Here is a 12627-nt window from a genome sequence, read left to right on the forward strand (position 1 = left end):
AACGTGCCGGAGCAGCTGTACCTGCTCGCGAACCTGGTCATCATGGTCGCCTACGCGGGGATCATGGTGGCCATCGTGGTGCCCGTGAGCCGCGAGGGTCAGCTGCGCAGCAACCGGCTGGCCCTGGCCACCGCGCTCATCTTCTTCAGCTGCGCGGTCGGGCACGGGCTGCACGCGTGGACGGCGTACAGGGCGATCGTCGACCACACCGGCCACCTGCCCGGCTGGGAGCTCGCCCTGTGGGACGCCCTGACCGCCGCGGTGGGCGTCTACTACTGGTCGCTGCGCCGCAGTTACGGGGTTCTGCTCGGTCCGGGCGCCATGTACGTCTCGCCGGGTGAGGAGAAGCGCCTGGCCGAGGCCCGCTCGACACTGGCGGCCGTGGTCGAGTACACCGACGACGCCATCATCGGTCTCGGCATGGGCGGCCTGGTGACCGCCTGGAACGGCGGCGCCGAGCGCCTTTTCGGCTATCGGGCCGACGAGATCATCGGACAGCCGGTCTCGATCCTGGCCGACGACACCGGCTTCGCCGAGCAGCAGGAGGTCCGGGCCCGCATCGCGGCCGGCGAGCGTGGCGTCTACTACGAGGCCCGGCGGCTGCACAAGGACGGCTCGCCGGTCGAGGTCTCGCTCAACGTGGCACCCATCCAGGAGGTCAACGGCGTGGTCACCGGCGTCTCGGTGGTGGCCCGCGACATCCGCCAGGCCCGGGAGGCGGCCGAGCGGCAGCGGGCGCTGGAGGAGCGCACCCATCAGGCCCAGCGCATGGAGAGCCTCGGCAAGCTGGCCGGCGGCATCGCCCACGACTTCAACAACATCCTGGCCATCATCGTCAACTACACCGAGTTCGCCATCGAGGAGAGCGAGAGCAATCCGGGTGTACGGGCGGACCTGACCCACGTGCGCACGGCGGCCGACCGGGCCATGGGCCTGACCCGGCAGCTGCTCACCTTCACCCGGGGCGACACGGTGCAGCCGCAGGACGTCGACCTCAACCTGGCCCTGGCCGAGGTGCGCGACATGCTGGAACGCACCATCGGCGAGCACATCACACTGGTCGCCCGCCCCGCCCCGGCGCCGGTGGTCGTGCGCGCCGACCCGGGTCAGCTCCAGCAGATCCTGCTCAACCTGGCCATCAACGCCCGCGACGCGATGCCCGACGGCGGCTCCCTGGTGCTGGAGGCCGGCACGGCCGAGCTCGACGGCGACGAGGTGAAGATGCAGCCCGCCCTGCCGGCCGGCCGCTACGCCCGCCTCCAGATCAGCGACACCGGCGAGGGCATGCCGCCGGAGGTGGTCCAGCGCATCTTCGAGCCGTTCTTCACCACGAAACCCCGGGGCCGGGGTACGGGCTTGGGCCTGTCAACGGTCTACGGCATCGTGACGGAGGCGGGAGGAGCCCTGAACGTCTACTCCGAGCCCGGCGTGGGCACGACATTCCGCATCTACCTACCGTTGGCCGCGGTCACAGGCGAAGCGGCGGTGGCGGCCCGTCCGGCCGCCCCACCACCGGGAGACGGCCGCACGATCCTGGTCGTGGAGGACGAGATAGACCTGGCCCGGGTGGTGACCCGCATCCTGACGGCCGGCGGCTACCACGTGCTGCTGGCCGACAGTGCCCCACACGCGTTGGAGTTGTTCGCGGAAAGGCCCTGCGACGCCCTGCTGACCGACGTCATCATGCCGGAGATGTCCGGCCCCCGCCTGGCCGAACTGATCCACCAGCAGCGCCCCGACCTCCCCGTCGTCTACATGTCCGGGTACAGCAACGGCCTGCTCGGCGAGACCCGCGTTTTGGACCCCGGCATCCCCTTCGTCGAGAAGCCGTTCACCCGCCAGGACCTCCTCCACAAGGTGCATGACGCCCTGGTGCCCGCCCGGGTAGCCCCGTAGCGCTACAGGGCTTATCTGCCGCATGTTCCTGCCGACTGTGTGGGGCAGACGTCGAGGCTGGTGCCGGGAGAGTTTCATGCATGTACGGCTGTTGAGCGACTCGTGCACCAAGGGATGGGCCAGTTGGGGTCACGGTGAGCTGTGGCTGACCGAGGACGCGCTGGTACGGGTGGGCAGGCCGGCCCTTACCGCTCGAGCCGTGCTCGGTGGAGCTGCGGGGGCGGTCGGTGGCCTGCTCGGTGGCGCCTTGGCCACGGCAGCCCTCGCGGGGCTCTCGAAGCCGGCGCCGACGCAGGACATCGAGATCGAGCCGGGCGCCTGGTTCGGTTACATCGCCGCGCGGAAGGATGTGTTGATCTTTCCCTACGCGCGAATCATCATGGCCACCTTCAAAGAAGGACTGACCACCAGTAGCCTGACGATCCGGCTCCGTGACGGCTATGACGCCAAGCTTTTGTGGAAGCGGTCTCCCGCAGCGGCCCGCGTAATCCGATCCGTGCTGCCGGTCTAGCCCTTGCCCACCTGGTCGGCGCGGGGGAGGTGCTCGACCGTGGTGCCGGCGCGGCCCAGGATCGGCTACTGCGCCGACAACCCGCTCACCGGGCACGGGTCGCCGATCGTGCGACCGGCCGGAGTCTCGGGCCGCGTCGAGTGATGTGACGACTCGGCCGGAGCCGGTGCTCACCGAGGACCAGGCCGTTCAGTTGGCGCTCTCGCCCGAGCTCTGTCTGTTTCCCTGAACCCGCGAAGGTGTGGTCGGAACGGGAAAACGCAGCGAAGGAGTTGCACATACCGCTACCGTCGCAATCCTGATGATCTTCCGTGCGCGGTGACGGCAGCTGCCGCGTGCGGAGCAGGCGAATCGCCCGGGAGACCACCCGAAAGCTGGATGACCGGCCGGCTCAGGGGGTCACCCGGGCGATTCGTTATTCGACGGGCGGAACGCCCTGCGTGAGCGTCGCCAGCATGGCGTCGAGGCGGGGGAGGGGGTCGTCGAGGGTGCCGGCCAGGTAGTCGTCGTACCAGACGCGGAAGACGCCGGTGGCGTTGACGACCAGGACGCGTACGCGCCAATCGTCTTCGTCTTTTCCGGACAGCGCGGCCAGCCGCCGTACGATCTCCGCCTCCTGCTCCGGAGGCACCCCGGCGTGCGCGGCCCGCAGATGCTGTGACTGCCGCGCCACGTGCCGCAGGGCCGCCAGCCACTCGCGATGGTCGGCCACGAACGCGCCCACCTCGCGCATCGCCGCGCTGATCAGCTCGGCCGGGGCAAGGCCGGCCGGCGCGGACGCCAGGTGGTCCGTCACGATCGCGGCCATCCGGCGGATCGGGTCGGTGACCACGTCCTCCTTGGCCGCGAAGTAACGGTGGAACGTGCGCGGCGCGATGTCGGCCGCGGCGCAGATGTCGGCCACGGTCACGTTGTCGTACCCGCGCTCCATGAACAACCGCCACGCCACCTCGACGGTCTTGACGCGGTTCTGCTCGCGCTTGCGGTCCCTCAACCCGGTGATCGCCCGCTCCTCTCGTGTTTGTGACGGCGCTCTCAGAGAGCCCGGTAGGCCATGCCCTCGCAACACTATCGTGGCAGTCTCTGCCTCGTGGCAGAGTCTGCCACTTTGAGAGGTGGGGAGATCTCATGGCACAGGCTGTCTCGACGACGCCTTCGGAAGCGCCGCCGGCGCCCAAGGCGTGGTCCGGGAAGCAGATCGTCGTCCTGCTGGTGATCGGCGTCGGCGCCCTGATGGTGTCGCTGACCCAGTCGCTGCTCGTGCCCGTGCTGGGCGAGCTCGCGGTCGACCTCAACGCGACACAGGACGGCGTCGCCTGGCTGCTGACCTCGACGCTGCTGGTCGGCGCCGTGGCCGTGCCCGCCTTCGGCCGGCTCGGCGACCTCTACGGCACCCGCCACCTGGTGATCGTCGCGCTGGGCGCTCTCGTCGTCGGCTCGCTGGTCTGCGCGCTGTCGAACAGCCTGGAGATGATGATCGTCGGCCGTGCCGTCGTCGGCCTGTCGGTGGCCACGGTCCCGCTGAGCATCAGCCTGATCGGCGTCATCCTGCCCAAGGAGCACGCCGGCGCCGGCATCGCCCTGATCAGCGCGATGCTCGGCGTGGGCGGCGCGCTCGGCCTGCCGCTGGCCGGTGTCATCGCCCAGTACGCCGACTACCACGTGCTGTTCTGGGTCTGCGTGGCCGGCGGCGTCATCGCCATCCCCGGCATCCTGCTGCTGGTGCCCTCACCCAAGCCGGCCGCCAAGGGCCGCATGGACATCCCCGGCACCGTCCTGCTCGGCGCGGCCATGCTGGCCCTGCTGCTCCCGCTGGCCCAGGGCGAGTCGTGGGGCTGGACCGACCCGCTGACGCTGGGTCTGCTGGCGGCCGCGGTGGTGCTGCTGGCCGCGTTCGTGCTGATCGAGCTGCGCATCACGTCGCCGCTGGTCGACGTCCGTACGACGGCCCGCCCGGCCCTGCTGCTGACCAACATCGCGTCGCTGTTCGTGGGCTTCGCCCTGTTCGCCACCCTGATCGGCACGGCCACGTACGTGCAGGCGCCTGAGGCGACCGGCTACGGTTTCGGCAAGTCCATCCTGGTCGGCGGCCTGTGCATGCTCCCCGGCGGCCTGGCCATGCTGGTCCTGTCACCGTTCTCGGCCAAGCTGGCCCCGCGCACGGCCCTGATCATCGGCTCCCTGATCATCGCGGTCGGCTTCGCCAGCCGCATCTGGCTCACCGGCAGCCTGTGGGAGGTCATCCTGGGCGCCACGATCGCCGGCGCCGGCACGGGCATCGCGTACGCCGCCATGCCCGGCCTGATCATGCACGCCACCCCGCGAGGGGAGCTGGCCGCCGCGAACGGCTTGAACGCCCTGTTCCGCAGCGTGGGAAGCTCCCTGGCCAGCGCCATCGGCGGCGCCATCCTGGCCGCCAAGACCTTGGACCTGGGCGGCCACGCCCTCCCGTCCCTGGGCGCCTACCAGCTCCTGTTCGTCATCTGCGCCGGGGCCGCCGTGGTCGCCGCCCTTCTGGCCCTGGTCATCCCCAAGCACTCGGCCACCGCCGACGCTGCTCTGCCGGAGTAGGACCCGAACCGCCAGTACCGGCCCGGCTCTGAGGAGCCGGGCCGGTACTGATTCATCCCCTGGGGTACCGGACGGAAAGCTGATAGTGCCCAGGCCCGCGACGGTAGATGCTCGATCCACCCCATACCGTCCGGGAGGGACCAAACGTGCCCACTGAGCTCATGCGTGTACAGGCCGACGACGGCAGCGCCGTGCTGATCGAGATCGACAAGCCGGACTCCGGGTTCGGTGAGGTCGCCTTCGACGGCGCCGTCTTCAAAGCGAAGGAGACGCTCGAGCAGGCCCTCGACGGTGTACGGAACATCGCGCTCAAGGCGCTCGACGAGTTCCGCAACAATGACAGGCGCGGTCATGGTCCCGACTCTGTTGAGCTCGAGTTCGGCGTGAAGTTCAAGGCCGAGGCGGGGGCCGCTGTATTCGCCAAGACCGCGGCCGAGGGTCACATCGTCGTACGAATGGCCTGGTCGGGCCGGGAGCATCCGGTGGGCCGCCCGGCCTTCGACGACGAGGACGACCCGAGGGCGACCGATGACTTCGAGGAGCCGCGGGCTTGACCGAGGCGTTCTGGCAGGCGCGGGTGGACATCCCGGGCACGATCCGGTGGGGGTCAGGCTTCCTGGTCACCAACCGGCACGTCGTCACCTGCGCTCATGTCGTACGAGGACACGAGGAAGCGCAGGTGACGCTGCGCGACGGCACTACGGCCAAGGGAACCGTGCTCCGCCACGGGCCGTGGTGGACGCCGCAGTCCGAGGGCGCCGACGTCGCGGTGCTGGAACTGACCGAGCCGGTCGATGTGCGCCCAGCGCGATTGGGCCCGTACGCCGCTTTGGAAATTTACGCCGGGCAGTCCCTCGACATCTTCGGTTTCCCGGACCGTCATCGGGAGAACGGCGTCCACACCGGCTACACCGCCGAGCCGCACCACTTGGTCGGAGCCGACATCCAGCTCAGCGCGACCGACGCGATCGGCGTCCGGCTCCAGGAGGGCTTCAGCGGCGCCGCCGTGGTGCACGGGCCCACCCAGCAGGTCGTCGGCATGGTGCGCAAGGCGGCCACCGGCGACGAGCGGATCGGTCTGATGGTGCCGGTCGGCACGCTGGTCGAGCATTGTCCGGCCCTCGGCGAGCAAATTTGGCTGGGGCCCTTCGACCCCGCGGTTTACCGCGGACTGCGGGAGGCTCTTCGGAGGGTCCACTGCCGTCCGGAGCGGCTCCGCCGGATTCTGAGCTTGGTGCGCCGGCAGGTGCCGGCTCTGCGTGCCGACCTCCGCACCGTCGAGGGCGTCGTCGAGGCGCTCGTCGTGGACACGGTCACCGTCGACGACCGCGAGACGAGATATCACCTGCGCGGCATGCTGGGCGAGCTGGAGAGCGACCCGGTGGACGAATGGGTGATCCGGGAGCTCGGCGCCGGTGAGAGGACGGAGCAGCGGGCCGTACGCCCAGGCCCGCTCCACGACGGCGGGATCGTCGTCTGCCTGGAGCCCATCGCGGGCGGCGGCGGCGAGTCGTACCGCCTGAAGATCTGGACCGTGACCGAGGCCGACGGCCTACTGGAAGAGCCGGTCGCCGACGTTTCCGGCCTGGCCCGCGGCGAGTGGCAGGAGCGCGTCGAACACGAGCTGCTCCGGGCGCTGGAGCGGATTCCGCGCACTGTCCGCGAGGTGGCCGTCGAGTTCGTCCTGCCACGAATGTTCCTGAGCGAACCGGTCGACGAGTGGTTCGACCACCGTGAGGACACGCCGCTGGGCGTCAGCCGGCCGGTCATGGTGCGTGATCTCGACTGGTTCATAAACGGGGAAGCGGACGTTCTCGCGCAGCGGACGGATGATCTGCGATCGCGGCGGGCGGGGGTCGGCGACGCGCTGATGTGGCGCGACTGTACCGACCCGCTGCCGAGGTTGCGTTCCTTCAAGGCCTGGCTGCGTATGAATGGGAGCCCGCGGGCGTTTGGCCTGGCCGGCGAGTGGTCGCGGCCCGAGTTCGTCGTCGCCGCGGTGGCCGCCGGCCCGCCGGTGCTGCTGTGGCAGCGGCGCCCGTGCGCGTCCGGCGTGCACGCGGAGGACGTCGAGTGCACCGGCCGCCGGTTCGTGCGGGAGCTGAAAGAGGAGCTGGCCGGCGTGCCGGTCGACGCGCTGGCGGACAAGGTCCGCCAGCTCCGGGCCGTGTCGATGGCCGAGGAGGACGCGGGCCACTGCGGCAGCGGGCTGGTGCTGCTTCGGGACGACGGCCAACGCCGCCCCATGGTGCTGGGATTCGCCGAACAGGAGCAGGGATGACCGTTGCCGACGACGCGTGGCATATCTACCGGGGCATCGGGGAACCGCACGACCGGATCACCTCGTTGCCGCCGCCACCACCCTGGCGTGCCTTCGACGTGGACCCTGGCTTGGCAAGCGAGCCGGCGTGGGTGCCCGAGACGCGCGAGCGTGAGCGCCGGGCGGGATCGGGCTACCGCCCCGACGCGGACACCGTCCAGAAGGTCAACGCCGCGCTCTACCTCCGCCGCCCGCTATTGATCACCGGCGCGCCCGGCACCGGCAAGTCCACCCTCGCCAGTGCCATCGCGTACGAGCTGAAGCTGGGCCGGGTGCTGCGCTGGAACGTGACCAGCCGGGTGACCCTACGCGACGGCCTCTACCAGTACGATCCGCTCGCGCGCCTCTATGCGGCCAGCCGCGTCGAGCGTGAGCAGGCCGGCGAGGACCTCGGCCGGTACCTGCGGCTCGGTCCGCTCGGCACCGCCCTGCTGCCCCGCCGCCGTCCCCGGGTGCTGCTCATCGACGAGGTCGACAAGGCCGACCTGGACCTGCCGAACGACCTGCTCACCATCTTCGAGGACGGCGAGTTCGAGATTCCGGAGCTGCTGCGCAACGCCGAGCACCAGCCCGAGGTGGAGGTCGGCACGATCGACGGCGCCCAGCGCGTCGTCGTTCGTGACGGCCGGGTGCGGTGCAGCGCCTTCCCGATCGTGGTGATGACCAGCAACGGCGAACGCGAGTTCCCGCCCGCGTTCCTCCGCCGCTGTGTCCAGGTCTCGATCGCCACCCCGGACGAGAACAAGCTACGGCAGATCATCGAGTCGCACCTGCCGGACATGGCGCCCGGCAGCGCCGACGTGATCCGGCAGTTCCTGGAGCAGCGCGGCGACGGCCGGCTTTCCACCGACCAGCTTCTGAACGCGATCTACCTGGTGCATGCGGCGGCGATCGACAACGATGGGGCCCGGCAGGATCTGGCCGAGGCCGTGATGACCTCGCTGGTTTCGGAGTGAGCGCGGCCGCGTGAGCAGTCTCAACGACATCATCCGAGCGTTGCGCGGCGCCGGGATCGAGCCAACCGCCCAAGAACTCGCCGAGTCTCTGTGGCTCGCCGCCCAGATAGCTAGTGCCGGCGGGGACCCCAGCGAGGCCGGCCCGGGCCCCCTGCGGCCCGCGCCGGCCACCCGGGCCGAGCCGCCCCCGCCGCCGCCGGTCCGGCCGCCCGAGCCGGCGCGGGCTGAGCCGCCGCCCGGCGAACTGGAGCTGGAAGCGTCCCTGCCCGCCGACAGCCGGGCGGACTTCCCGGCGATGAAGCCGCGGCCGGTCAGGCTTGAGGAGCGGCTACCGTTCCAGCGCGCGCTGCGGCCGCTGCTGCGCCGGGTGCCCGCGCCCGGGCTGGGCGTGCTTGACGAGGAGGAGACCGCCTCCCTCGCCGCGGAGATGCCGCCCGGAGTGCGATGGCTGCCCGTCCTGCGTCCGGCCGCGGAGCTGTGGCTGGACGCCGTCGTGGTGATCGACCAGGGCGACTCCATGCTGATGTGGCAGGACCTGGCGACCGACGTGGTCGGCGCGCTGCGCGAATCCGGCGCGTTCCGCCAAGTCGCCCGCTATCGGATGGACGGCGCGAGCGGCGAGATCGGTGAGTGGGGCGGCCGCGCCCTGACACCATGGCGGCTCGTGGATCAAGGCAACCGCCGCCTGACGATCGTGGTCAGCGACTGCGTCGGCCCGGCCTGGCGTTCGGGCGCGGCCGGGAACGCGCTGCACACCTGGGGACGGCACGGACCCGTGGCGATCCTTCAGCCGTTGCCGGAGCGGCTCTGGGCGCGCACCGCGGCCCCCGCGGTCGCCGGTACTCTGTCCGCTCCGCACCCCGGCGCGCCCAACCGGTCGCTCACGTTCACCGCTTTCGGCGGGCGGGACCAACCATGGGGCACAGTGGTTCCGGTGCTTCAGATCGACGGGGCTTGGCTGCGCCGCTGGACCGGGCTTGTCGCGGGTGGACCGCCGATCACGGCCGCGGTCACAACGGTGACCTCACTTCCGCCGGAGCCACCGCTTCCGGCCCGCGCATATCGTCCGAGCCCGGAGCAGCGGGTGCGCTACTTCCGCGCGGCCGCGTCCGACGAAGCATTCCGGCTGGCGCGGTACACGGCGATGGCGGAACCGCACCTCGACATGATGCGGCTCGTTCACCAGGCGCTGTTCCGCCCGGCCCATCCGGCGCACCTGGCGGAGGTGCTCCTGAGTGGGCTCCTGCGGGTGGAGGACGGCAAGCGCGGCCGGTACCGCTTCGTCGACGGTGTGCCGGAGGCTCTGCTGTCGGCGCTGTCGGTCAGCGAGACGATCCACGCGGCCCGGGTGCTGGACGATATCGCTGGGCTCGCGCGCCTGGACGGCGGCTCCGAAGTCGCCGTGGCGCCGCTGGCCCGGCACCGGGTGACGATGGCACACACTCAAATGCAGCGATGGGTGGAGCCGGCGAGCCCACATCCGCCCGCGCGGGAGGGGCTGCTCGACCCGGCGAACGCTGTGGTGCGGTTCGGATTCCGCGAGCCGGAGCTCACCGAACTGTTCGACTGGGCCGAGGGTTCCGGCCCGGCCACCACGACGATCGTCGGGCTGGCCGGCACTGGCAAGACCCGCCTCGCGCGGGAGCTGACCGCGCGCCTGCGGGCGCGGGGCTGGCTGGTCGCCGAGGCCGGCGCGCCGGTGCCCGCGGGCGACGGCGACTTGCTCGTTCTGGTCGACCAGGCAGATCTCGACCCCGGCCGGCTGACGGCGGCGGAGAGCATCGAAAGGCCGGGCCGGGTACGGGTTCTGGCGCTGGCCCGCACGTCCGTCGACCGCCCGGTCGTGGTGCGCCTGCGCGCTCTCGCCGGGCCGGAACGGCAGGTCTTCTACGTGCATGCCGTCGAGGATCTCGATCGGGCCCTGACCGGCGAGGATCGCCCGCCGGCGCCGGGCGGGCACAGCGACGAGTATGGCGACACCCCGCTGGCGATCTCGCTTGCAGCGTTGCGGGCCGTCGCCGGTCAGGGCGCCCATCCGGCGCTGGAGGCGCTGGCCGAGCGCGAACTGAGGCTCGCCGAGCGTCTCACCGACATTGAACCGCCCCAGAGGGACCTGGCGGTGGCCGCGGCTCAGCTCTTCGGCGCCGCCACCGCGGCCGAGGCCGAGAGCCTGGTCGGCCCCGGCGACTGGCTGCACCGGCTTTATCCCGGCGATGGCGACGAGTATTGGGGACTGCTGCCGGAGCCGCTGCGGGAACAGCTCGTGCGCTTGGCCGGCCCGGCCCTGCTGGAGATGCTGCCGCGGGCGACCGAGGCCCAGGCGATCCGGGCCCTCCGGTTGCTCGTACGCCTCAGCCGAGAGGCGGCCGGCCCGGTGTGGGCGGCCGCCGCCAGGGATCCTTTCCTCGCCGGTTCGATTCTCGTCGAGGCGAGCCGCGCCGCGCGCCTCATCGACTTCGTCGAACCGGCCCTGGAGACGGTCACCGACCCTGATACGCCGGATGCCGTGCTGCTGGCCGTCATGGCGGGAATGAGCGAACTGGCGGGCGATGTCGTGCGCGCCCGGGCGCTCACCGCTTACGCCCAGCGGCTCGACCGGGAGGGCCGGTGGGCGGACGGGCTGGCCGCCGCCACCGAGGCGATCGGGCTTCTCCAGTGGCTCGGCCCGGAGTACGCCGAGCAGGAGGCGTACGCCCGCACACAGCAGGCCGGCCTGCTCAGCCGCCTGGGCCGGCTCACCGAGGCCGGCGAAGCCGCCCGCGAGGCCACCAACCGCTACCGGCAGTTCGCGGTGGCCGACCCGCGGCACCGGGCCGGCCTGGCCGACGCCCTGCTCCTGGAGACCGCCACCGCCCGCGCCCGCGACCAGCGGGACCTCGCCCTCAAGGCCGGCGCCGAGGCGGTCGAGCTGTACGAGAGGCTGGACGCCGAGGACCCGGGCCGGCATCGCCTCCGCCTGGCCTACGCGTGTTGCGCGCACGGTATGGACCTCGGTGAATACCGCTCGGACTCGGCCGCCCTGGACTGGCTGGACCGCGCGGCGCGGCTCTACCGGGACATCGACGTCTCCGGCCTGGCCACCGCGCAGGCCGGCCGGGGCGAGTTCCTCACCCGCCTGGGCCGCCCGGCCGAGGCAGCCGAGGCCTACGCCGAGGTGGTCGCCCTGCACCGCCGGCTCGGTCGGCGGGACCGCTCGCTGGCCGGGGCGCTGACCGCGCAGGCCGAGGCGACGGCGGCCGCCGGGCGGCTGGACGAGGCCGCAGGCCTACTCGTCGAGGCGAACGGGCTGCGCTTCCAGCTCTACACGGACGACTCGATGGACGTCGGGTTGCGTAAGGAGCTGATCGCGGGATACCGCCTTCTCGCAGGCGTCCACCAGCGCCGGGGTGACCAGGCGGCCCGCCTCGAAGCGCAGACCGCCGCCAATCTGTTCAGCCGAGGAGGCTAGGGATTGCGTACGACGAAAGCCGTTGCCTGGTGGGGGGAGACCTGATCCAGATGGATGCCGCCGTCGCGGGCGACCAGCACGTGGGAGGGGTAATTGGTGGCGGCGAAAGTCAAAGCGCCGCCCGATGACCTCGGGCAGAATGTGGCGTCGAAGGCGAACAATTGTGAACCGTCCTGCCGGTCGAGGCGCAGGATGAAGTTGCGGTGGCGCAAGAAATAGCCTGGATAGTTAACTGATTCCAGGGAGACGCAGCCCTGCCCGTTCAAACCGTTGCGGACGGTGAATCGGGAATTGTCGCGTTCCGCTTCGGTGCGGAGCACTTCGAGCGTGGCCAGGAAGTCACGGTGCCGCAGACGGCGCCCGGACTGGTCGGCGGCCTCGAGGGCGACCCTGGCCCCGGGGACCAGAGCCGGCGCGGGCGTGGTCGGCGCCGGGGGAGTGGTCTTTGCCGGCGGCGCCGTCGTGGCCCTCTCGATCGGCTTCGTCGTGGTCGTCCGGACCGGCGTCGTCGGCGGCGGGACGAACGTCGGAGGAGCGGCCGAGGAGCTCGCCGGCTCGGGGCGGATCGAGACGGGCGCGGCCGGGGAGAACGGCGGCACGACGAGCTGCGCCGCTGGTGGGGGCGGTGAGGCCGGGTCGTCACCGTCCAGGGCGAGCGCGATCAGGCCCGCGCCCAGGATCACGACGGCGGTGACGCCGGCCAGGAGCACGCGCCGCGGTGAGCCGCCGCTGAGGGTGTCGGTCAGAGAGTGCCGTGGCGGGTTGGCGCCGAGCAGGGCGAGCAGTGAACGCCGGGCCGAGCTGCCCGCGGTGAGCGGGGGAACGCTGCGCGGGGAACGGGACGGGCCCGGCGCGGGGCCGTCATGGTAGGGACCCCACCCTTCGATCCGCAGACGCTCGTCCCTATCATCTTCGGTCATCTGAA

At 71.5% G+C, this 12627-nt stretch carries 9 protein-coding genes; 7 read left to right on the forward strand and 2 right to left on the reverse strand.

Annotated features, from left to right (window positions below; translation table 11 throughout):
- Positions 1–3 precede the first annotated feature (3 nt).
- Complete coding sequence (locus CRP55_RS48595) at positions 4–1896, forward strand: ATP-binding protein (protein ID WP_245923942.1); 1893 nt, start codon at positions 4–6, stop codon at positions 1894–1896.
- A gap of 76 nt (positions 1897–1972) precedes the next feature.
- The gene (locus tag CRP55_RS48600) at positions 1973–2407 is read left to right on the forward strand and encodes a hypothetical protein (RefSeq protein ID WP_097328906.1); all 435 of its coding nucleotides are present in this window, start codon (positions 1973–1975) and stop codon (positions 2405–2407) included.
- Between the two features lie 415 nt (positions 2408–2822).
- On the opposite strand, the gene CRP55_RS48605 is transcribed toward CRP55_RS48600, so the two are convergent.
- Positions 2823–3401: a TetR/AcrR family transcriptional regulator gene (locus CRP55_RS48605; RefSeq protein ID WP_245923944.1), complete on the reverse strand. Its 579-nt coding sequence runs from the start codon at positions 3399–3401 to the stop codon at positions 2823–2825.
- A 134-nt stretch (positions 3402–3535) separates the two neighbouring features.
- Between CRP55_RS48605 and CRP55_RS48610 the strand changes: the two genes are divergently transcribed.
- The 5 genes from CRP55_RS48610 (at position 3536) to CRP55_RS52625 (ending at position 11702) form a co-directional block, all read left to right on the forward strand.
- A complete protein-coding gene (locus CRP55_RS48610; RefSeq protein ID WP_097328907.1) occupies positions 3536–4978 on the forward strand; it encodes an MFS transporter in 1443 nt (480 codons plus the stop codon).
- A 146-nt stretch (positions 4979–5124) separates the two neighbouring features.
- Positions 5125–5532, forward strand: coding sequence for a CU044_2847 family protein (locus CRP55_RS48615; protein WP_179855682.1), 408 nt, complete (start codon positions 5125–5127; stop codon positions 5530–5532).
- Positions 5529–7259, forward strand: coding sequence for a VMAP-C domain-containing protein (locus CRP55_RS48620; protein ID WP_097328908.1), 1731 nt, complete (start codon positions 5529–5531; stop codon positions 7257–7259). Before CRP55_RS48615 ends, CRP55_RS48620 begins: the two co-directional genes overlap by 4 nt.
- A complete protein-coding gene (locus tag CRP55_RS48625; protein ID WP_097328909.1) occupies positions 7256–8254 on the forward strand; it encodes an AAA family ATPase in 999 nt (332 codons plus the stop codon). The genes CRP55_RS48620 and CRP55_RS48625 overlap by 4 nt, the downstream gene beginning before the upstream one ends.
- 10 nt (positions 8255–8264) lie before the next feature.
- The gene (locus tag CRP55_RS52625; RefSeq protein WP_097328910.1) at positions 8265–11702 is read left to right on the forward strand and encodes an ATP-binding protein; all 3438 of its coding nucleotides are present in this window, start codon (positions 8265–8267) and stop codon (positions 11700–11702) included.
- On the opposite strand, the gene CRP55_RS48635 is transcribed toward CRP55_RS52625, so the two are convergent.
- Positions 11699–12622, reverse strand: a complete 924-nt coding sequence (locus tag CRP55_RS48635; protein ID WP_097328911.1) for an AbfB domain-containing protein — start codon at positions 12620–12622, stop codon at positions 11699–11701. The genes CRP55_RS52625 and CRP55_RS48635 overlap by 4 nt on opposite strands.
- Positions 12623–12627 lie beyond the last annotated feature (5 nt).

Origin of the sequence: Paractinoplanes atraurantiacus (assembly GCF_900215205.1) — a bacterium.
Classification (GTDB): Bacteria; Actinomycetota; Actinomycetes; order Mycobacteriales; family Micromonosporaceae; genus Actinoplanes; species Actinoplanes atraurantiacus.

What these genes read in the sequence shown, in the direction of transcription:
- CRP55_RS48600 (WP_097328906.1), top strand. Translation starts at nt 1,973, where the DNA reads ATGCATGTACGGCTGTTGAGCGACTCGTGCACCAAGGGATGGGCCAGT.
- CRP55_RS48610 (WP_097328907.1), top strand. Translation starts at nt 3,536, where the DNA reads ATGGCACAGGCTGTCTCGACGACGCCTTCGGAAGCGCCGCCGGCGCCC.
- CRP55_RS48625 (WP_097328909.1), top strand. Translation starts at nt 7,256, where the DNA reads ATGACCGTTGCCGACGACGCGTGGCATATCTACCGGGGCATCGGGGAA.
- CRP55_RS48635 (WP_097328911.1), bottom strand. Translation starts at nt 12,622, where the DNA reads ATGACCGAAGATGATAGGGACGAGCGTCTGCGGATCGAAGGGTGGGGT.